The following is a 24,156-nucleotide window of genomic DNA, read 5'->3' as shown; positions in this document are numbered from 1 at the left end:
CACCGCTCGAGGAGCACACCAGCAGTCGGACGCCCACCGGGCCCGCCGACCACGCGCGGGGACACGTTCCGTCACAGAACCGATCAGCATGGGGGCAGTCCATGACGAATGAAGCGCAGCTTCGGGACTACCTCAAGCGGGTCACCGTCGATCTCCACAACACCCGCCGCCGGCTGCGGCAGCTGGAGGCTCGCGAGCAGGAGCCCGTCGCCATCGTCGGCATGAGCTGCCGTCTGCCCGGCGGCGTCCGCACCCCCGACGACTTCTGGGACCTGCTGGTCGACGGGACCGACGCGGTGACCGACTGGCCCGCCGACCGGGGCTGGTCCACCGCGCCCGGGCCGGACGGCGCCGCTGCCGGGCGTCGCCGTGGCGGATTCCTCGACGACGCCGACCGGTTCGACCCGGCCTTCTTCGGCATCTCCCCGCGCGAGGCGCTCGCGATGGACCCGCAGCAGCGTCTGCTGCTCGAAGTGGTCTGGGAGGCCTTCGAGCGCGCCGGCATCGATCCCGCCACATTGCGGGGCAGCCGCTCGGGAGTGTTCGTCGGGTGCAGCGACCAGGGCTACACCTCCGGGCTGCGCGAGGTGCCCGACGACGTCCGGGGCCATCTGCTCACCGGCAACTCCATGTCGGTCCTCTCCGGCCGTGTCGCCTACACCCTGGGGCTGGAGGGCCCGGCCGTCACCGTCGACACCGCCTGCTCCTCCTCCCTGGTCGCCCTGCACCTGGCCGCCCAGTCGGTGCGCTCCGGCGAGTGCTCTCTCGCCGTCGTCGGCGGTGTCACCGTCATGTCCAGCCCCGGCGCCTTCATCGAGTTCGAGCAGCAGGGCGGCCTGGCCGGCGACGGCCGCTGCAAGGCCTTCTCCGACGACGCGGACGGGACGGGCTGGGCCGAGGGCGCCGGAACCATCGTCGTCGAACGTCTCTCCGACGCCCGCCGCAACGGCCATCAGGTGCTGGCGGTGCTGCGCGGCAGCGCGGTCAACCAGGACGGCGCCTCCAACGGCCTCACCGCCCCGAGCGGCCTGGCCCAGCAGCGCGTCATCCTCGCCGCCCTCGCCAACGCCGGCCTGCCCGCGTCCGAGATCGACGCCGTCGAGGCCCACGGCACGGGCACCTCGCTCGGCGACCCCATCGAGGCCCAGGCGCTTCTCGCCACGTACGGCCAGGGTCGTACCGCCGACCGGCCGCTGTGGCTCGGCTCGGCGAAATCCAACATCGGCCACACCCAGGCCGCGGCCGGCGTCGTCGGCGTGATCAAGTCCGTCCTCGCGCTACGGCACGGCGTCCTGCCGCCCACCCTGCACGCCGATCGCCCCTCGCAACACGTCGACTGGAGCGCCGGTCACGTCCGCCTGCTCACCGGGCCCGTCGACTGGCCGCACGTCGACCACCCGCACCGCGTCGGAGTCTCGGCGTTCGGCGTCTCCGGCACCAACGCCCACGCCGTCATCGAGCAGGCCCCCGAACCCGCCTCGGACGAGATCACCCCGGAACCGGAACCCCGTACCGCCCTCCCGGTCCTGCCGTGGCTCCTGTCCGCCCGCGACGAGACCGCGCTGCGCGGTCAGGCGGGTCGCCTGGCCGCTCACCTGACCGAGCGCCCGGACACCGACCTCTACGACCTCGCAGCCTCCCTGGCCACGACCCGCACCGCCTTCGAGGCCCGCGCCGTGATCCAGGGCCACGACCGCACCGAACTCCTCGCCGGCCTCGCCGCGTTGGCCACAGGCGAGCCCGACGCGCGCACCACGATCGGGACGACCCGGGGTGGGCGGACGGCGTTCTTGTTCTCGGGTCAGGGTGCGCAGCGGGTGGGGATGGGGCGTGGGTTGTATGCGTCGTTCCCGGTGTTCGCGGAGGCGTTCGACGCGGTGTGCGCCGAGGTGGGTGGTGGGTTGCGGGAGGTCGTGTTCGGTGAGGACGTGGCGCTGCTGGATCGTACGGAGTGGGCGCAGCCTGCGTTGTTCGCGGTCGAGGTGGCGTTGTTCCGTCTGGTGGAGTCGTTCGGGGTGCGCCCGGACTTCCTGATGGGGCATTCGGTCGGTGAGATCGCTGCCGCGCATGTGGCGGGTGTGTTCTCTCTTGCGGATGCGTGTGCTCTGGTGGTGGCGCGGGGGCGGTTGATGCAGGCGTTGCCCGAGGGTGGCGCGATGGTCGCTCTCCAGGCGGCCGAGGACGAGGTGCTGCCGCTGCTGGAGGGCCGTCAGACGGAGGTGTCGGTCGCTGCGGTGAACGGCCCCCGCGCGGTGGTGATCGCGGGTGTCGAGGCGGCCGTCACGGAGATAGCCGACCAGTTCAAGGCACAAGGTCGTCGGACGTCTCGTCTTCGGGTGTCGCATGCGTTCCATTCGCCGTTGATGGAGCCGATGCTGGAGGCTTTCCGTGAGGTCGCGGAGGGTGTCTCCTACGGTTCTGCGTCGGTGCCGTTGGTGTCGAACGTGTCCGGGCGGCTCGCGGTGGAGGGCGAGTTGGCGTCGGCGGACTATTGGGTGCGGCATGTGCGTGAGGCGGTGCGGTTCGCCGACGGGATCAGTGTGCTCGCTGCCGAGGGCGTGACCCGTTTCCTGGAGATCGGCCCCGACTCCACCCTCACCGCACTCGCGCAGAACAGCGCTGCGGACGACGTGCTGTGCGCGCCGGTCCTCCGCAAGGACGGTCAGGAGTCCCGGCACTTCGTGGCGGCCCTCGCGCGACTGCATGTGAGCGGCGCGGCGGTGGCGTGGTCCACGCTCCTCCCGGCGGCGCGGACGGTCGAGCTGCCCACCTACGCCTTCCGCCGTGACCGGTTCTGGCTGGAACGTTCCTACGCCGAGGACGGCTCGGCCGTCGCCGTCGACGGCCTGCACCACCGTGTCGTCTGGCGTACGGTCGCCGGCCTGCCCGAGGGCGCGCGGCTCTCCGGGCGCTGGCTGTTCCTGAGGCCCGTGTCCTCGGCGGGCGCAGACGGCTGGGACGGCGCGCTGACCGGCGCACTGGACGACGCCGGTGCCGAACTGGTCACTGTCGAGCACCACCACAGCGACGGCCGGGCCGAGTTGGCGCGCCGTATCGCCGTGGCCGCCGGCGACGCCCCGGTCGCCGGCGTCGTCTCCACCCTCGCCCTGCAGCGCGGGGGGAACGGAGACGTGCCCGACGGCGTTCTCGCGACCACGGTGCTCGTCCAGGCCCTCGGAGACGCCGCCGTCTCGGCGCCGCTCTGGACCCTGACCCGGGAAGCCGTCACCGCCACGGCCGGCGATCCGGCCCCGGAACCCGACCAGGCCGCCGTCTGGGGCCTGGGACGTGTCGTCGCCCTGGAACACCCCGACCGCTGGGGCGGGCTCGTGGACCTGCCCGCGACCCTGGACCGGCGTACGGCCGCCCGGCTGGTCACCCTGCTCGCCGACGGCACGACGGCGGCCGGCCCGCGCGAGGACCAGGCCGCGGTCCGCTCCGGCGGACTCCTGGGCCGCCGCCTGGTCCCGGCCTCTCCGGCACCGGAATCCGCTTGGCAGCCGTCCGGCACGGTCCTGGTGACCGGAGGCACAGGCGCGCTGGGCGCCAGAGTGGCCCGCTGGGCCGCCCGGGCGGGCGCCGCGCACCTGGTCCTGGTCAGCCGCAACGGGGACCGGGCACCGGACGCCGAGGAGCTGCGCGGCGAACTACTGGACGCCGGCGTCGAAGTGACCTTCGCAGCACTGGATCTGACGAACCGCAAGGCGTTGCGCGCGCTGCTCGACGCCCACCCTGTCGACGCGGTCGTCCACACGGCGGGGGCGCTGGAGGACGGCGTCCTCGACGGCCTCACGCCGGCCGCCTTCAAGAAGGTCTTCGCCGCCAAGGTCGCCGGCGCGCGCAACCTGGACGAGCTGACCCGGAACCGCGAGCTCTCCGCCTTCATCCTCTTCTCCTCCTTCGCCGGCACGGTCGGCTCCGCCGGACAGGCCAACTACGCCGCCGCCAACGCCCTGTTGGACGCCCTCGCGGAGCGACGCAGGAGCGAGGGGCTGCCCGCCACCTCGATTGCCTGGGGGCCGTGGGCAGGCGGCGGCATGGCCGCCGACGCCGACGCGGAGGGCCGGCAAGTGAGGGGCGGTGTGGGCCTCCTCGCCCCTGACCGCGCCCTGGACGCCCTCGCCGCCGCCGCTGGGGACGCGACTGCCGCGGCCTTCGTGGCCGACGTCGACTGGAGCCGCTTCGGCGCCGCCTTCACCGCGGTCCGGCACAGCCCGTTCCTCGGAGAGGTGTACCGCGCCCCGGTCGTCCCCGGGGGCGCCGCCGAGACCGTCACGACCGGACTCCAGGCGCGTCTGCGCGGCCTCGCCCCTGAGGCGCGCCTGCGGGAACTCGTCACCGAGGTCCGCGCCCGGGCCGCGGCGGCACTCGGACACGCCGGCACCGAACAGGTCGGCGCGGAGCGGGCCTTCCGCGATCTGGGCGTGGACTCGTTGATCGCGGTGGAGCTGCGCAACGTCCTGGCCTCCGTGTCGGGCGTCGCCCTCCCCACGACAGCGGTCTTCGACCATCCGACCCCGCAGGCGCTGGCCGAGTTCCTCCACGCCGAGCTGTTCGGGGACGAGACCGCCGCTGCCATAACGCCGTACGGGACCACTGCGGTCGCGGTGGACGAGCCGGTGGCGATCGTGGGTATGGCCTGCCGTTTTCCCGGTGACGTCGAGACCCCGGAACAGTTCTGGGAGCTGCTCGCGGACGGCCGCGAGGGCATCGGGGACTTCCCCACCGACCGTGGCTGGGACCTCGACCTGCTCTTCGCCCCTGACCCGGACAACCCGTACGCCAGCCACACAGCGCGCGGTGGATTCCTCTCCGATGTCGGTGGGTTCGATGCGGAGTTCTTCGGGGTGTCGCCGCGTGAGGCGTTGGCGATGGATCCGCAGCAGCGGTTGTTGTTGGAGGTGTCGTGGGAGGCGGTGGAGCGGGCGGGGGTGGATCCTCGGTCGTTGCGTGGGAGTCGTACGGGTGTGTTCGTGGGGACGAACGGTCAGGACTATCCGGCGTTGTTGAGTGTGTCGGAGGGTGACTTCGGCGGGTATGTCGGCACGGGCAATGCGGCGAGTGTGGCGTCGGGCCGGGTGTCGTATGTGCTGGGTCTGGAGGGTCCGGCGGTGACGGTGGACACGGCGTGCTCGTCGTCGTTGGTGGCTCTGCATCTGGCGGCGCAGGCGCTGCGGTCGGGGGAGTGCGACCTGGCCCTGGCCGGCGGCGTCACCGTCATGTCGACGCCGGGTGCCTTCGTGGAGTTCAGCCGTCAGGGTGGTCTGGCGGCGGATGGTCGGTGCAGGGCGTTCGGTGAGGGTGCGGACGGTACGGGGTGGGGTGAGGGGGTGGGTGTTCTTCTTGTGGAGCGGTTGTCGGATGCGCGTCGGCTGGGGCATCGGGTGTTGGCGGTGGTGCGGGGTTCGGCGGTGAACCAGGATGGTGCGTCGAATGGTTTGACGGCTCCGAACGGTCCGTCGCAGCAGCGGGTGATTCGTGCGGCGTTGGGGTCGGCGGGTCTGTCGGCGGTGGATGTGGATGTGGTGGAGGCGCACGGTACGGGGACGAAGCTGGGTGATCCGATCGAGGCGCAGGCGTTGCTGGCGACTTACGGGCAGGGCCGTGGGGAGGGGCGGCCGTTGTGGTTGGGGTCGGTGAAGTCGAATGTGGGTCATACGCAGGCGGCTGCGGGTGTCGCCGGTGTGATCAAGATGGTGCAGGCGTTGCGTCATGGTGTGCTGCCGGCGACGTTGCATGTGGGTGAGCCGTCGTCGCATGTGGACTGGTCGTCGGGTGCGGTGGAGTTGTTGACGGAACAGCGGGCGTGGCCCGAGGAGGGTGGGCGTCCCAGGCGTGCGGGTGTGTCGTCGTTCGGTCTGTCCGGGACGAACGCGCACGTGATTCTCGAACAGGCCCCGACCGAGCCCGCGGACGAGGTTGAGGGTGAGGGCGCGGGTGAGGGTGCGGGTGCGGGTCTGCCGGTGGTGCCGTGGGTGCTGTCCGGACGCAGCTCCGGCGCCTTGCGTTCCCAGGCTGCCCGTCTGCTGGACGCCGTGAGGTCCACCCCCGACATCGACTGCGCGGAGGTCGGCGCCGCCCTCGCCGCGACGCGTACCGCCTTCGAGGACCGGGCGGTCGTCTGGGGCCGGGATCGCACCGAACTCCTCGCTGCTCTCGCAGCGTTGGCGGCAGGCGAGGCCGGCTCCCACACTGTCACCGGAACGGTGAGCGAGGGTCGGACGGCGTTCTTGTTCTCGGGTCAGGGTGCGCAGCGGGTGGGGATGGGGCGTGGGTTGTATGCGTCGTTCCCGGTGTTCGCGGAGGCGTTCGACGCGGTGTGCGCCGAGGTGGGTGGTGGGTTGCGGGATGTCGTGTTCGGTGGGGACGTGGCGCTGCTGGATCGTACCCAGTGGGCGCAGCCTGCGTTGTTCGCGGTCGAGGTGGCGTTGTTCCGTCTGGTCGAATCGTTCGGGGTGCGCCCGGACTTCCTGATGGGGCATTCGGTCGGTGAGATCGCTGCCGCGCATGTGGCGGGTGTGTTCTCTCTTGCGGATGCGTGTGCTCTGGTGGTGGCGCGCGGTCGGTTGATGCAGGCGTTGCCGTCGGGTGGTGTGATGGTGGCGGTGGAGGCGGCCGAGGACGAGGTGCTGCCGCTGCTGGAAGGCCGAGAGGCCGAGGTGTCGGTCGCTGCGGTGAACGGCCCCCGCGCGGTGGTGATCGCGGGTGTCGAGGCAGCGGTGACCGAGATCGCCGCCGAGCTGAAGGCGTTGGGCCGTCGGACGTCTCGTCTGCGGGTCTCGCATGCGTTCCACTCGCCGTTGATGGAGCCGATGCTGGAGGCTTTCCGTGAGGTCGCGGAGGGTGTCTCCTATGGTTCTGCGTCGGTGCCGTTGGTGTCGAACGTGTCCGGGCGGCTCGCGGTGGAGGGCGAGTTGGCGTCGGCGGACTATTGGGTGCGGCATGTGCGTGAGGCGGTGCGGTTCGCCGACGGGATCAGTGTGCTCGCCGGCGAGGGCGTGACCCGATTCCTGGAGATCGGCCCCGACGGCACCCTCACCGCACTCGCCCGGACCGCTCTCGGGGACGGTGTCCTCTGCGTTCCCGTGCAGCGCAAGGGCCGCCCCGAAGTCGACGGCCTGTTCGCGGCGATGGCCGCTCAGCACGCCTGCGGACTTCCCGTCCGCTGGGACGGGTTCTTCGCCGGCGTGCGCCCCGCGCCGCTGCCCACGTACGCCTTCCAGCGCACCCGGTACTGGCCCGAGGTGAAGAAGAGGGCCCTTGCGGCGACGGCCGCGGTGACGGCCGGGGAGGCCGCGTTCTGGGCTGCCGTCGATCAGGGTGACGCCGATGAACTCGCCGGCGTACTCGGCCTCGACGGCGGAGAGCTGAACGGTGTCGTGCCGGCGCTGGCGGAGTGGCGGCGTGCTCAGCTCGAGCGGACCGCCGTGGATTCGCTGCGCTACCGCGTCCGTTGGGATCGTCTGGCGACGGACGGCGAGCGGACGGTCAGCGGTCGGTGGCTGCTGCTGCAGGCCGGTGACGACGAGGTGCTGCCCGGCATCGAGGAGTTCGTGCCGGGAGTCGAGCGCGTGGTCTGCGCCGCCGGCAGGGAACGCACGGTCCTGCGCGATCTGTTCGGCGCGGCCATGGCCGACGGCGTTCCCGTCGCCGGTGTGCTCTCGTGCCTGCCGGGTGTGGACAGCGCCCTCACCCTGGTGCAGGGCCACCGAGACGCCGGCCTCAGCGCGCCGCTGTGGATCGTCACCAGCGGCGCCGTGGCCGTGGGAGCCGGGACCGAGGCAGCGGTCGAGCCCGGGTCGGCCTCCGTGTGGGGCTTCGGCCGGGTCGCCGCGCTCGAACACCCGGACGTCTGGGGCGGTTTGCTCGATCTGCCCGCACGGCCGGACCGACGCGCCCTCGCTCAGGCCGCCGCCGTTCTGGAGGCCGCCGACGAGGACCAGGTCGCGGTGCGCGGCGCCCAGGCCTACGCCCGCAGGCTTGTGTCCGCACCCGTCCCCGCCGGCACAGGGGAGTGGACGTCCCCGGAGCGCGTCCTGATCACCGGCGGCACCGGCGCCCTCGGCGCGCGTGTCGCGCACTGGGCCGTCGCGCGCGGGGCGCGCGAGCTGGTGCTGACCGGCCGTCGTGGACCCGAGGCGCCCGGCGCGGACGAGCTGCGCGCGCAACTCGCCGAGCTCGGTGCGCGGGTGAACGTGGTGGCCTGCGACATGGGCGACCGGGAAGCGGTCGAGCAGCTCCTCGTCGAGTACCCCGTGGACGCGGTGCTGCACTGCGCGGGCGTCCTCGACGACGACGTCATCGCCGCCTGCTCGCCCGACCGGCTCGCGGCCGTGCTGCGGGCCAAGGCCGTGGCCGCCGACCACCTCGACGAGCTGACCCGTGACAGCGGCCTGTCGGCCTTCGTGACCTTCTCCTCGATCGCCGGCGTCTGGGGGAGCGGCGGGCAGGCCGCGTACGCAGCCGCCAACGCACACCTCGACGCGCTGGTCGAACGCCGTCGCGCCCGCGGCCTGGCCGGCACCTCCGTGGCCTGGGGGCCGTGGGGCGGCACGGGCATGGCCGCCGACGAGGAGGCGGCGAAACTGCTGATCCGCAGGGGGCTGCGGCCGCTCGATCCCGCTGCCGCGCTGACCGCGCTCGAGTGCGCACTGGCCGGCCGGGACACGACCGTGGTCGTGGCCGACGTGGACTGGGAGCGGTTCCTGGCCGCCTTCACCACCGGCCGTCCCAGCCCCCTGCTCGCCGTGCCGGCCGGCACGGCCGCGGCCCCGGCCGCGGACGGCGCCGTCCGGACGGCGGGCAGCACGCTGCGCGATCGCCTCGCGCCGCTCACCGCGCAGGAGCGCGACGCCGGCCTGCTCGACCTGGTGTGCCGTCGTGCCGCCGCCGCGCTCGGCCACGCCGACCCGGCCGCGGTCACCGTGGGACGGGCCTTCCGCGACATGGGGTTCGACTCGCTGACCGCGGTCGAACTGCGCAACGACCTCACCGCCGAGACCGGCGTCCCGCTGCCGACCACGCTGGTCTTCGACCATCCCACGCCGCTCGCCGTCGCCGAGCACCTGAGGGACGTGCTGTTCGGGACCGTCGAGGTCCGGCACGAGGTCACGGCACGGATCGCCGACACCGACCCCGTGGTCATCGTCGGCATGGGCTGTCGGCTGCCCGGTGGCATCGACGGCCCCGACCAGCTGTGGGAGCTGCTGGCCGCGGGCGGCGACACCGTCGGCGGGTTCCCCGAGGACCGCGGCTGGGACCTGACGTCCCTGCTCGAGGTCAGCGACACCCGTTCCGGCGGCTTCCTGACCCGGGCCTCCGCCTTCGACGCCGCGTTCTTCGGCATCAGTCCCCGCGAGGCCCAGGCGCTCGACCCGCAGCAGCGGCTGGTGCTGGAAACCTCCTGGGAGGCGCTGGAGTTCGCCGGCATCGACCCCACCGCCCTGAAGGGCTCGCGCACCGGCGTCTTCGTCGGCGCCGGCAGTTCCGGCTACGCCACCGGTCTGACGGAGATCCCCGAAGGCCTCGGCGGACATCTGCTGACGGGCCAGGCGGGCAGTGTGGTCTCCGGCCGCATCGCCTACTCCCTCGGACTCGAGGGCCCCGCCGTCACCGTCGACACCGCCTGCTCCTCCTCCCTGGTCGCCCTGCACCTGGCCGCGCAGTCTCTGCGGTCCGGCGAGAGCGACCTGGCCCTCGCCGGAGGCGTGACGGTCATGGCCGACCCGGGCGCCTTCGTCGAGTTCAGCCTTCAGGGCGGCCTTGCCCCCGACGGCCGGTGCAAGGCGTTCTCCCAGGATGCCGACGGCACCGGCTGGGCCGAGGGCGTCGGCATCCTCGTCGTGGAGCGGCTGTCCGACGCCCGGCGCAACGGTCACCGTGTGCTGGCCGTCGTCGAGGGGACCGCCGTCAACCAGGACGGCGCGTCCAACGGTCTGACCGCCCCCAACGGGCCGTCGCAGCAGCGGGTCATCCGGCAGGCGCTGGCATCGGCGGGGCTGTCCCCCAAGGACGTGGACGCCGTGGAGGCGCACGGCACCGGCACCACCCTCGGCGACCCCATCGAGGCCCAGGCGCTGATCGCGGCCTACGGCCAGGACCGCGACGAGGACCGGCCCCTGTGGCTCGGCTCCGTCAAGTCCAACCTGGGTCACACCCAGGCCGCCGCCGGAGCCGTCGGCGTCATCAAGATGGTCCTCGCCCTGCGGGGCGGGATGCTGCCGGCCACCCTGCACGCCGGCCGCCCCTCCTCCCGCGTCGACTGGAACACCGGTCGGGTCCGCCTCCTGGACGAGGCCGTGGCCTGGCCCGCCGGCGACCGCACCCGCCGCGCCGGTGTCTCCGCGTTCGGCGTCTCCGGCACCAACGCACACGTCGTCCTCGCCGAACCGGCCGCTGCCGGACACGAGCCGAGCGCCCCCCGCGCCGGCGGCACGGACCGCGCGCGGACCGCGCTGCCGTGGCTGTTGGCGGCGCGCAGCGCACCCGCCCTGCGCGACCAGGCGAGCCGGCTCCTCGCCCACCTGGAACAGCGCCCGCTGCTCGACGCCGCCGACGTCGCGCACTCGCTCGCCTTCACTCGCGCGCCGCTCGAACACCGCGCCGTCGTCACCGGCTCCGACCGCGCCGCACTGCTGGCCGGACTGCGCGCGCTCGCCTCGGGGGAGACGAACCCCGCCGTGGTCACCGGGGACACCCTCGGCGGGGGCGGCACCGCGTTCCTGTTCGCCGGACAGGGCACCCAGCGCCCGGGGATGGGCCGCGGACTGCACGACGCGTTCCCCGTGTACGCCGACGCCTTCGACGCCGTCTGCGGGCACTTCGACGGACTCCTCCCGCGGCCTCTCGCCGAGGTGGTGCACGAGGGCGACGCGGACACCCTGAACCGCACCGAGTACGCCCAGCCCGCCCTGTTCGCCGTGGAGGTCGCCCTCTTCCGCCTCCTGGAGTCGTTCGGGGCGCGGCCCACCCACCTGGTCGGCCACTCCGTGGGCGAGATCGCCGCCGCCCACGTGGCCGGGGTGTTCAGCCTGCCCGACGCCTGCCGCCTGGTCGCCGCCCGCGGCCGGCTGATGCAGGCGCTGCCCGAGGGCGGCGCGATGATCGCCCTCCAGGCGTCCGAGGACGAGGTGCTGCCGCTGCTCGCCGGGTGCGAGGAGGCCCTCGGGGTGGCGGCCGTCAACGGACCCCGGTCCGTGGTCGTCTCCGGAGACGAGGACGCCGCTCTCGCCGTCGCCGCCCACTTCGCGGAGCAGGGCCGCAAGACCACCCGGCTGCGGGTCGGTCACGCCTTCCACTCGCCGCGGATGCAGCCGATGCTCGACGACTTCCGGGCCGTCGCGGACACCGTCGCGTACACCGAGCCGCACGTCCCCGTCGTCTCCGACCTCACCGGCCGTGTCGCCGAACCCGGACTGCTGACGGACGCCGCGTACTGGGTGCGGCACGTGCGGCACGCCGTACGGTTCGCCGACGCGGTCGCCGCCCTGGAGGAGCACGGCGTCGTCCGTCTCGTCGAACTCGGCCCGGACACCACCCTGACCGCCCTGGCACAGGGGTCCTGGCAGGGCAGCGCACCGCTCGCCGTGCCCACGCTGCGCGACGACCGCGACGAGGCGGAGACGTTCCTGACCGCGGTCGGCGCCCTGCACGCCCACGGCGCACCCGTCGACCGGCGCGCCGTGCTCGCCGCCACCGCGCCCGGCGCCAGCCCGGTGGAGCTGCCCACCTACGCCTTCCAGCACCGGCCGTACTGGATCGAGTCGGGGGCGGCGGGGGGCGACCCGGCCGCCGCCGGACTCATGCCCGCCGACCACCCCCTGCTCGGCGCGGTCGTCCCGTCCGCCGTCGACGACTCCCTGCTGTTCACCGGCCGCCTCGGCACCCGGGCCGCGAGCTGGCTCGCCGCCCACCGCATCGGCGGCACGGCCGTCGTCCCGAGCACCGCCTTCCTCGAGCTCGCTCTCGCCGTCGGCGCCCACGCGGGCTGCCCGCAGGTCCGGGAACTGGTCCTGGAACGCCCGCTGTCACTGCCCGAGCACGACGCCGTCGCCCTGCAGATCCGGGTGGAGGCGCCCGACGCCCGTGGTGATCGCGCCTTCGCCGTCCACGCACGCCCCGCCGCCGGCACCGGCGCCGCGTGGAACCGGCACGCCGCCGGTGTCCTCACGGCGCAGACCGAACCGGCCCCGGACCACGACCTGACGGAATGGCCGCCGCCCGGCGCCGAGGAGCTGGACACCGAGGGGCTGTACACGCGGCTGCGGGAGGCCGGTCTCGACTACGGGCCCGTCTTCCAGGGCCTGTCGGCAGCCTGGCGGGACCGGACCGCCGTGTACGCCGAGGTCGCGCTCCCCGAGTCCGCCACGGCCGACGCCGGCCGCCACGACCTGCACCCGGCCCTGCTCGACGCCGCCCTGCACCCGTTGGGCCTCGGGACGTTCGACGGCCTGGGCGAGGGACGCATGCTGTTCTCCGCGGGCGCGGTCCGGCTGTTCGCCACCGGCGCCACGACGCTCCGCGTCCGCCTGGAGCGCAGCGGAGCGGACACGCTGTCCCTCACCGCCGCCGACGCGGTCGGCGACCCCGTCCTGACCGTCGGGTCGCTGCTGCTGCGGCCGGTGCCCGGAGCGCCCACGAGCACCGCGGCCGCAGCCCGCACGGAGACCGTGCCCGTCACGGAACCGGGCCGCCGCCGGGCCGCCGCCCGTACCCAGCCCCCCGGCAGCCTCCTCGAACGGCTGGCCGGCCGGCCGGCCGCGGAACGCGAGCGCTCGCTCCTCGCCACCGTCCGGGACAGGGTCGCCGCCGTGCTCGGCCACAGCGGTCCCGACGAGGTGGAACCCGCCAGGCCCTTCACCGACCTCGGCCTCACCTCCCTGACCGCGGTCGAACTGCGCAACGGGCTCAGCGCGGCCCTCGGCGTCACCCTGCCCGCCACCCTCGTCTTCGACCACCCGACGCCGGCCGTCCTCGCCCGACACCTCGCCGACGACCTGTTCGGGGCCGTCGTCACCGGCGCGCCCGCCCGCGTCCGCCGTGCCGTCGACGACGACCCGATCGCGGTCGTCGGCATGGCCTGCCGCTACCCCGGCGGCATCGCCGGGCCCGAGGACCTGTGGGACCTGGTGCGCGCCGGAGTGGACGGCATCTCGCCCCTGCCCACCGACCGCAACTGGAGTCCCGAGCGGCTCTACCACCCCGACCCCGACCACCCGGGCACGGTCTACACCCGGGAAGGCGGGTTCCTCCACGACGCGAGCAGCTTCGACCCGGCGTTCTTCGCGATCAGTCCGCGCGAGGCCCTCGCCATGGACCCCCAGCAGCGTCTGCTCCTCGAGGTGTCCTGGGAGGCCCTGGAGCGCGCCGGCGTCGACCCCGTCGCCGCCCGCGGCTCCGACACCGGCGTCTTCGCCGGCGTCACCTACCAGGACTACGTGACGATCCTCGCCGCCTCCGACGACAACTTCGAGGGCTACGTGGGGACCGGCAACTCGCCCAGCGTGCTGTCCGGCCGCATCTCCTACGCCCTCGGTCTGGAAGGCCCGGCCGTCTCCGTCGACACCGCCTGCTCCTCCTCCCTCGTCGCCCTGCACCTGGCCGCGCAGTCGCTGCGCCAGGGAGAATGCGAACTCGCCCTGGCCGGCGGTGTCACCGTGATGTCGACGCCGGGCTCGCTCATCGAGTTCAGCCGTCAGCGCGCCCTCGCGGAGGACGGCCGCTGCAAGCCGTTCTCCGCCGACGCCGACGGCGCGAGCTGGGCCGAGGGCGTCGGCATGATCGTCCTGGAACGCCTCTCCGACGCGCGCCGCAACGGTCACCAGGTGCTCGCCGTCGTCAGCGGCTCCGCCCTCAACCAGGACGGCGCGTCCAACGGTCTGACCGCCCCCAACGGGCCGTCGCAGCAGCGGGTCATCCGGCAGGCGCTGGCATCGGCGGGGCTGTCCCCCAAGGACGTGGACGCCGTGGAGGCGCACGGCACCGGCACCACCCTCGGCGACCCCATCGAGGCCCAGGCGCTGATCGCGGCCTACGGCCAGGACCGCGACGAGGACCGGCCCCTGTGGCTCGGCTCGCTCAAGTCCAACATCGGGCACAGCCAGGCCGCCGCGGGCGTCGGCGGCGTCATCAAGATGGTCATGGCCCTGCGCGAAGGGATCCTGCCGCGCACCCTGTACGCGGACGACCCGACCCCGCACGTCGACTGGAGCGCCGGCCGGGTCCGGCTGCTGAGCGAGGAACAGCCCTGGCCCGTCACCGGCCGCGCCCGCCGCGCCGGGGTGTCCTCCTTCGGCATGAGCGGCACCAACGCGCACGTCATCGTCGAGCAGGCCCCCGACGCGCCGGCGCTGCCCGCCGAGCGGGCCGCACTGCCCGCCGTCCCCGTGCTGCTGTCCGCCCGCACGCCCGCCGCGCTGCGCGCCCAGGCCGTCCGGCTGCGCGCCCACCTGCGCGCCCGGCCCGGCACCTCGCTCACCGACCTCGGCTACACCCTCGCCGTCGGACGCGCCTCCTTCGCCCACCGCGCCGCCGTCCTGGCCGACGACGCGGACCGGCTCGACGAGACGCTCGCCGCGCTCGCCGCCGACGGACCGCTCAGCGCGCCCGCGGTGGTCGGCGCGGCCCTCCCCGGAGGCGACGAACCCGTGCTCGTGTTCCCGGGACAGGGTGCCCAGTGGGCCGGCATGGCCCGCGAACTCCTTCACGAGTCAGCGGTGTTCGCCGAACTGATCGACCGTTGCGAGCAGGCGCTCGCCCCGCACGTCGACTGGTCTCTGACCGCGGTGCTGCGGGGCGACGACGACGCCGCCGACCTCGGCCGCGTCGATGTCGTCCAGCCCGCCCTGTGGGCCGTCATGGTGGCGACCGCCGCTCTGTGGCAAGCCCACGGCGTCCGTCCGGCCGCCGTCGTCGGACACTCCCAGGGCGAGATCGCGGCCGCGTGCGTCGCCGGCGCCCTGAGCCTGGAGGACGGCGCCCGCGTCGTCGCCCTGCGCAGCCGTGCCATCACCGGCATCGCCGGAACCGGCGGCATGATGTCCGTGCCGCTGTCGGCCGACGACACCCGCGCCCGCATGGCGCCGTGGGCGGACCGACTCGCCGTCGCGGCCGTCAACGGACCCACGTCCGTCGTCGTCTCCGGCGAGGCCGGCGCGCTGGACGAACTGCACGTCGCCCTCACCGGCGACGGCATCCGGGCCCGCAAGGTCAACGTGGACTACGGGTCGCACTCCGCACAGGTCGAGGCGATCCGGGACACCGTCCTCGCCGCACTGGACGGCATCACGCCGCGGGAGGCGGAGATCCCCTTCCGCTCCTCCCTCACCGGCGACTGGTTCGACACCACCGGGCTGACCGCCGACTACTGGTACGCCAACCTGCGCGAGACCGTCCGCTTCGAGGAGGCCGTGCGCGGTCTGATCGCCGCCGGACACCGCACCTTCGTCGAGGTCGGACCGCATCCCGTGCTCGCGGTCGGACTGCGGGAGACCCTCGACGCGGCCGGAACGGACGGCGCCGTCCTCGGTTCCCTGCGACGCGACCGGGGCGACCTCAGGCAGTTCCTCAGCGCGCTCGCCGAGGCCCACGTCCACGGCGTCGGCATCGACTTCGAAGCGGTCTTCGCCGGCACCGGCGCCACTCGCGCCGACCTGCCCACCTACCCGTTCGAACACCGGCGTTACTGGCCGACCCTGCGGGAGACTGTCGCCGCCGACCTCGCCGCCGACGGCGGGCTCACGGCCGATTCCGTCGAGGCCCGCTTCTGGCAGACCGTGGAGCAGGAGGACCTGGAGAGCCTGACCGACGCCCTCGACCTGCCGGCCGACGCCCCGCTCAGCACCGTGCTGCCCGCGCTGGGCAGCTGGCGGCGCGCCCGCCGGGCACTGGCCACCACCGACGCCCTGCGCTACCGCGTCGCCTTCACACCGCTCGACCCGGGCCCGGCCACCCTCACCGGAACCTGGCTGCTGCTCACCCCCGCCGACGCCGCCGGCCACACCGCGCTCGCCGACGCGGTCGCCGACGCGCTGGCCGCGGGCGGCGCCCGCACGGTCCGGCGGATCGTCCTGCCGGACGGCGGCGCCGACCGGGCCACCCTCGCGGGCCTCCTCACCGCCGACGAGGACACGGGGCGCGTCGACGGCCTGCTCTCCCTGCTCGCACTCGACACCCGCGACCACCCCGCCCACCCGGCAGTCCCGGTCGGTCTCGCCTCGACGCTCGCCCTGGTGCAGGCGCTCGGCGACCTCGGCGTCGACGCACCCCTGTGGTGCGCGACCAGGGGCGCCGTCGCGGTGGGCGCGGCCGATCCGGCGCCGGACGCCGCCCAGGCCCTCGTCTGGGGCTTCGGCCGGGTCGCCGCCATGGAGCACGCCGAGCGCTGGGGCGGTCTGATCGATCTGCCCGCCGACCTCGACTCCCGCTCCGCGACCCGCCTGGCCGCCGTCCTCGCCGACGCCGGCCAGGAGGACCAGATCGCGCTGCGCGCCACGGGCGCCCACGGCCGGCGGCTGGTCCACGCCCCGGGCGCGGACGTCCCCGTCGAGACCTGGCGGCCCCGCGGAACCGTGCTGGTCACCGGCGGCACGGGAGCTCTGGGCGGTCACGTCGCCCGTTGGCTCGCCGACCGCGGCGCGACCCGTCTCGTGCTGGCCGGCCGCCGTGGCGCCGACGCGCCGGGCGCCGTCGACCTGCGGGACGAACTCACCGCCCGGGGAGTCGACGTCACCCTCGCGGCCTGTGACGTGTCCGACCGGACCGCCCTCGCCGGCCTGCTCGCCGCGGTGCCCGTGGACCTGCCGCTGGACGCGGTGTTCCACGTCGCCGGCGCCCTCGACGACGGTGTGATCGAATCGCTCGACGCCGACCGCATGGAACCGGTCCTGCGCGGCAAGGCCGCCGCCGCCCGGGCCCTGCACGAACTCACCCGCGACCTCGACCTCTCCGCCTTCGTCATGTTCTCCTCCACCGCGGGCGTCCTGGGCGGCGCGGGACTCGGCAACTACGCTCCCGGCAACGCGTATCTCGACGCCCTCGCCGCCGAACGCCGTGCCGCCGGCCTTCCCGCCACGGCCGTGTCCTGGGGCCTGTGGGCCGAGGGAGGCATGGTGGGAGACGCCGCCGGCGACCGCATGCGCCGTTACGGAGTGCACCCCATGGACACCGCCGAGGCCTGCGAGGCCCTCGGCCGTGCCCTCGACCTCGGCGACACCCACATCGTCGTCACCGACCTGCGCTGGGACACCTACGCGCTGTCCTTCACCGCCCCGCGGCCGACCCGCCTCCTCGACGAACTCCCCGCCGCACGAAGGGCGTTGCAGGCCGCACCGCAGGACACCACGGCCGCGGCCGAGGTGTCTTCGCTGCACGCCCACCTGACGGCCCTGCCCGACTACGAACGGGCCGACGCCGCCCTGGAGATCGTGCGCGGACACGTCGCGAGCGTCCTCGGATACCCCTCGGCCGACTCCGTCGAACCCGAACGTCCCTTCACCGACCTCGGCATCGACTCGCTCAGCGCCATAGAGCTGCGCAACGGCATGAACCGCGTCACCGGCCTGCGCCTGCCGAGCACCCTCGTCTTCGACCACCCCGACTGCCGGGCCCTGGCCGACTTCCTGCTCGCCCAGGTTGCCGACGACACGGCACCAGCCGCGCCGGACGTGGCCCCGCGCCGCACCGTGGTCGACGACGACCCGATCGCCGTCGTCGCCATGGGCTGCCGGTTCCCCGGCGGCATCAGCACCCCCGACCAGCTGTGGCGGATGCTCCTGGACGGTGAGGAGGGCCTCGCCCCCTTCCCCGAGGACCGCGGTTGGGATCTGGACGCCCTCTACCACCCCGAGCCCGGGAAGGCCGGCGCCGTCTCCACCCGGACCGGCGGATTCCTCAGCGACGCGGGCGGATTCGACCCGGCGTTCTTCAACATCTCGCCGCGCGAGGCCGTGGCGATGGACCCGCAGCAGCGGCTCCTGCTGGAAATGGCGTGGGAGACGTTCGAGCGGGCGGGGATCGATCCGCGGTCGCTGCGCGGCAGCCGGACCGGTGTGTTCGCCGGCACCAACGGCCAGGACTACACCGGAATGCTCGCCGCCTCCGGCGAGGACTTCGAGGGCTACATGCTCACCGGCAACGCGGCCAGCGTCGTCTCCGGCCGGCTGTCCTACACCTTCGGGCTGGAAGGCCCGGCGGTCACCGTCGACACCGCCTGCTCCGCCTCCCTCGTGGCCCTGCACCTCGCCGCGCAGTCCCTGCGCAGCGGCGAATGCGACCTGGCCCTCGCCGGCGGCGTCACGGTCATGGCCTCACCCGGTCTGTTCGTGGACTTCAGTCGTCAGCAGGGGTTGGCGGTGGACGGTCGGTGCAAGGCGTTCGCGGAGGCGGCGGACGGGACGGGGTTCTCGGAGGGTGGTGGTCTGTTGTTGGTGGAGCGGTTGTCGGATGCGCGTCGGCTGGGGCATCCGGTGTTGGCGGTGGTGCGGGGTTCGGCGGTGAATCAGGACGGTGCGTCGAATGGTTTGAGTGCGCCGAACGGTCCGTCGCAGCAGCGGGTGATCCGGGCGGCGTTGGCGGATGCGGGTGTGTCGGCGGTGGATGTGGATGTGGTGGAGGCGCATGGCACGGGGACGCGGTTGGGTGATCCGATCGAGGCGCAGGCGTTGTTGGCGACCTATGGTCAGGGTCGTTCGGTGGATCGGCCGTTGTGGTTGGGGTCGGTGAAGTCGAATGTGGGTCATACGCAGGCGGGTGCCGGTGTGGCGGGTGTGATGAAGATGGTGTTGGCGATGCGGTCCGGTGTGGTGCCGGCGACGTTGCATGTGGATGAGCCGTCGTCGCATGTGGACTGGTCGGCCGGTGCGGTGGAGTTGGTGACGCGGGCGCGGGTCTGGGAGGAGGAGGGCGGGCGTCCGCGGCGTGCGGGTGTGTCGTCGTTCGGCATCAGCGGCACCAACGCGCACGTCATCCTGGAAGGCGTCGCCGACGCACCCCACGACACGTCCGACGCCGACGCCGATGACGCGGACACCCCGCCCGCCCCCTGGGTCCTCACCGCACGCAGCCGTGACGCCCTGCGCGACCAGGCCGCCCGACTCCTCGAGCACCTGCGGGAGTCGCCCGACACGAGCGTCGCCGACATCGGCCTGTCGCTCGCCGCGACCCGCACCGCCTTCGAACACCGCGCCGTCGTCCTCGGCGTCGACCGGGCGGCGCTGACCGACGGACTGCGGCTGATCGCCTCCGGCGAGAGCGGACCGCACACGGTCACCGGCGCCCGCCGCGGTGAGGGCAGGACCGCCTTCCTGTTCTCCGGGCAGGGCGCCCAGCGCCCCGGCATGGGACGCGGACTGTACGAAGCGTTCCCGGTCTACGCAGACGCCTTCGACGCCGTCTGCGCCCACCTCGGCGACGAACTGCGCGACCTCGTCCTCGGCGGCGAAGCCGAGCAGCTGAACCGCACCGAGTGGGCCCAGCCCGCGCTGTTCGCCGTCGAGGTGGCCCTGTACCGCCTGCTGGAGTCGTGGGGCGTCCGCCCGGACCACGTCGCCGGCCACTCCGTCGGAGAGATCGCCGCGGCCCATGTCGCCGGAGTGTTCTCCCTCCGGGACGCCTGCGCCCTGATCGCCGCCCGCGGCCGGCTCATGCAGGAACTCCCCTCCGGGGGAGCGATGTTCGCGCTCGAAGCCACCGAGGACGAGGTGCTGACCCTGCTGGAGGGGATCCGCGACGCGGGCATCGCCGCGGTGAACGGCCCGCGCTCGGTGGTCGTCTCCGGCGCCGAGGAACCGGTCGCCCGCATCGCCGCGGCGCTCGCCGCCGACGGGCGCCGCACCACCCGGCTGCGGGTCAGCCACGCCTTCCACTCGCCGCTCATGGAGCCGATGCTCGACGCGTTCCGCGAGGTCGCCGTGAGCATCGCCTACGAGGCGCCCCGGATGGCGGTGGTCTCCAACGTCACCGGCCGCGCCGCCGACGGCGAACTCCAGGACCCGGAGTACTGGGTGCGCCATGTGCGGGAGGCCGTCCGCTTCGCCGACGGCGTCCGCTGGCTCGCCGAGCACGGCGTCGACCGGTTCCTGGAGGTCGGTCCCGACGGCACCCTCACCGCGATGGCGCAGAGCTGCCTGCCGGACGCCGAAGGCGCCCTCCTCGTGCCGTCGCTGCGCAAGGACCGCGCCGAGCGCGAGACGCTGCTCCACGCCGTCGCCCAGGCCTTCACGCACGGCCTGCCGGTGGACTGGCCGCGACTCTTCGACGGCGCCGCCGCCCGCACCGTGCAACTGCCCACGTACCCCTTCCAGCGCCGCCGCTTCTGGCCCGGGCCGCCCCTGCTCCTCGGCGACGTCACCTCCGCCGGACTGGGCGCGAGCAGCCACCCGCTGCTCGGCGCGGCCGTGGAACTGGCCGACGGCGACACCCATGTCCTCACCGGCCGGCTCGCGCTCGGCAGCAGCCCGTGGCTCAAGGACCACGCGCTCACCAGCACCGCCCTCTTCCCGGCGACCGGGTTCCTCGACCTGGCCCTGCACGCCGGCGCCCGGACCGGCTGCGAACAGGTCGCGGAGCTGACGATCCTGGCCCCGCTCACCCTGCCCGCCCAGGGCGGTGTCCAGGTCCAGGTACGGGTCGAGGCCCCGGACGCCACCGGCGCCCGCCCCCTGACCGTGCACGGCCGGCCCGACGCCGCCGAGGCCGGCACACCGTGGACCCTGCATGCCGGCGGTCTGCTCACCGCCGCCGAACCGGCGGCCGCACCGTACGACTTCACCGTCTGGCCGCCCGAGCACGGCACGGAGGTCCCGCTCGACGGCTTCTACGAGGCCTTCGCCGACCGCGGCCACCTCTACGGCCCGCTGTTCCAGGGGCTGACCCGGGTCTGGACGCGTGGCGAGGAGGTGTTCGCCGAGGTCGAGCTGCCCGCGGACGCCGCCCCGGCCGCCGATGCCTTCGACCTGCACCCGGCCCTGCTCGACGCCGCGCTGCACGCCGTGATGTTCGTGCCCATGAAGGACGCCGGACGGCTGCCCTTCTCGTGGAGCGACGTGCGCCTGGACGCCGTCGGAGCATCGGCGCTGCGGCTGCGGATGGTCCAGGAGGGCCCGGAGGCCGTCGGCCTCGCCCTCGCCGACCCGACGGGCCGCCCGGTCGGCTCCGTCGGCTCGCTCACCCTGCGCGAGCTGACCGGCGATCTGGCGGGCTCCACCGTCGGCGCCCCGGACCGTCAGGGCCTGTACGAACTGGACTGGCAGCCGGTGGCCGCGGTGAACGCCGTCGCGCCGGCCGCATGGACGATCGTCGGCGCGGAAGAGGCGGAGGCACTGGCCGGCGCCCTGCGCGCCGCCGGTCGCACCGTGCGCCGTGTCCCCGGCCTCGACGCTCTGGCGGGGGCCGGGGAGGTGCCCGACACCGTCCTGTACGCCGTGCCCGTCACGGCTGACGTCCCGGGCGACGCCGGCGGCCTGGTCGACGCGACCCGTGCGACCCTCGCCGAGGCGCTCGCCGTCGTCCGGCAGTGGGCGGACGACCCGGTGTTCGCGCACGCCCGGCTCGCCGTCGTCACCCGTGACGCCGTCCCCGCAGGCCCCCGGCCGGCCGACCCGGCGCAGGCGGCGGTCTGGGGCCTCGTGCGGGCCGCCCGCACCGAGAACCCGGGCCGATTCGTCCTCGCCGACACCGACGGCGGCGACGCCTCGGCGGGGGCACTGCCCGCCGCGCTCGGCGACGCCGCGTTCGAACTCGTCGTCCGGGACGGGACGGTGGCCGCACCGCACATCGTCCCGCTGGCCGCCGACCGCGCCCTCCTGCCGCCCGCCGGCACCGCCGCCTGGCGGCTGGGCGTGGAACACAGGGGCAGCCTGGACGGCCTGCGTCTCGAGGCCTGCCCGGAGGTCGACGCGGCGCTCGCCCCCAACGAGGTGCGCATCTCGATGCGCGCCGCCGGCGTCAACTTCCGCGACGTCCTCACCGCGCTCGGCATGTACCCCGGCGACGCCACCGCGATCGGCCTGGAGGGCGCCGGCGTGGTCACCGGCGTCGGCGCCGAGGTGACCGCCCTCGCCCCCGGGGACCGGGTGATGGGCATGTTCGCCGGCGCCTTCGGGCCCGTCGCGGTCGCCGACGCCCGGATGGTCACGCGCATCCCGAAGGGCTGGAGCTTCGCCGAGGCCGCGACCGTCCCCATCGCCTACCTCACCGCCTACTACGCGCTGGTCGACCTCGGCGGACTCGAACCCGGCGAGAGCGTTCTCGTGCACGCGGCGGCCAGCGGCGTAGGCTCGGCCGCCGTCCAGCTCGCCCGGCACCTCGGCGCCGAGGTCTACGGAACCGCGTCACCCGCCAAGTGGGACGCGCTGCGCGCCGCCGGCCTCGACGACGCCCATACCGCCTCCTCCCGCGACCTCGGCTTCGAGGAGCGGCTGCGCAACGCCACCGACGGCCGCGGTTTCGACGTCGTCCTCGACTCGCTGGCCCGGGAGTTCGTCGACGCCTCCCTGCGGCTGCTGCCGCGCGGCGGCCGCTTCCTGGAGATGGGCAAGACCGACGTACGCGACACCGGACAGATCGCCGCCGACCATCCCGGCGTCGTCTACCGGGCGTTCGACCTGATCGAGGCCGGCCCCGACCGCATCGGCGAGATCCTGACCGATCTGGCCGACCTGTTCGGGCGCGGCGTGCTCAGGCCGCTGCCGATGGCCGTATGGGACGTCCGCAGGGCGCCAGACGCCTTCCGGTTCGTCAGCCAGGCACGGCACATCGGCAAGGTCGTGCTGACCCTGCCGGCCGAACTCGACCCGGCCGGCACGGTCCTGCTGACCGGCGGACTCGGCGGACTCGGCCGCATCACCGCCCGTCACCTCGTCGCCGAGCACGGCGTACGGCACCTGCTGATCGCCGGCCGGCGCGGCCCGGACGCGCCCGGCGCGGCCGAACTGCGCGACGAACTCGCCCAGTTGGGAGCCGACGTCACGGTGGCCGCCTGCGACGTGGCCGACCGCACCGCGCTCGCCGCGCTCCTCGCGGGCGTCCCCGCCGACCGGGCGCTGACTGCCGTGATCCACACCGCGGGCGTCCTCGCGGACGGCGTGCTGTCCTCGATGACTCCGGACCGACTGGACGAAGCGCTGCGGCCCAAGGTCGACGCCGTGGTCGCGCTGCACGAACTGACCCGCGACCTCGACCTCGCCCGATTCGTGGTCTTCTCCTCCGTCGCCGGCACGTTCGGCGGAGCGGGACAGGCCAACTACTCGGCCGCCAACGCCTTCCTGGACGCCTTCGCACACCGCCGTCGCGCCCAGGGCCTGCCCGCCGTGTCGCTCGCCTGGGGGACCTGGCTGCCCGAGGCGGGCATGACCGGAGAACTCGGCGACGCCGACCGCGAACGGCACGCCCGTACCGGCATGGCGCCGCTCGACGCCACCACCGGCATGCGGCTCCTGGACGCCGCCGCCGGCACCGACCGCGCCGCGCTGCTGCCGATGGACCTGGACCCGGCCGCGCTGCGCGAACACCACGACGTCCTGCCGGTGCTCCTGCGCGGCCTGGTCCGCACCCCCGCCCGGCGCCGCGCCACGGCCGCCGGGACGGCGCCCGTCACGGCGGCTCCGCAGTCGCTGGCCGACCGGCTGGCTCCGCTGCCCTCCGCGGACCGCGACCAGCTCCTCCTCGACGTGGTCGCCGAGCAGGCCGCCGCCGTCCTCGGACACGGCTCGGCGGCCGACATCGATCCCGAACAGACCTTCCAGGAGCTGGGCTTCGACTCGCTGACGGCGGTCGAGCTGCGCAACCGGCTCGGCGCCGCCACCGGCCTGCGGCTGCCCGCCACCCTCGTCTTCGACTACCCGACCGCCCTGGCCCAGGCCCGGTACCTGCTGAACGAACTGTCCCTGCCCGAGCCGCCCGGCACCGCGCAGGCCCTCCTCGCGGAGATGGACCGCCTGGAGGGCTCCCTGGCGGACGCCGACATGGCCGGTGAGGACCACGAGAAGGTCACCGCCCGGCTGCGCGAGCTGCTCTCCCGCTGGCAGGGCGAGCCCCTCGTGACCGCCGCCGTCCCCGCCGCACGGGACGACGAGCTCGCCGACGTCGAGACGGCGGGCGACCTCTTCGACCTGATCGACCGCGAGCTGGGGGACGCATGAGCGCCCCGCAGGTCCTCCG

1 protein-coding gene is annotated in these 24,156 nt (G+C 74.3%); it reads left to right on the top strand.

What is annotated here, in order from left to right; all coding sequences use genetic code 11:
* Positions 1-101: 101 nt before the first annotated feature.
* Entirely contained in the window at positions 102-24,137 is a 24,036-nt protein-coding gene (locus OHS82_RS06585; RefSeq protein WP_328433481.1) for a type I polyketide synthase, read from the top strand.
* Positions 24,138-24,156: the final 19 nt, after the last annotated feature.

Origin of the sequence: Streptomyces sp. NBC_00425 (genome assembly GCF_036030735.1) — a bacterium.
In the GTDB taxonomy this organism is placed as follows: domain Bacteria; phylum Actinomycetota; class Actinomycetes; order Streptomycetales; family Streptomycetaceae; genus Streptomyces.
The sequence above is the reverse complement of the archived record's forward strand: the minus strand, read 5'-3'. Positions and strand labels throughout refer to the sequence as shown.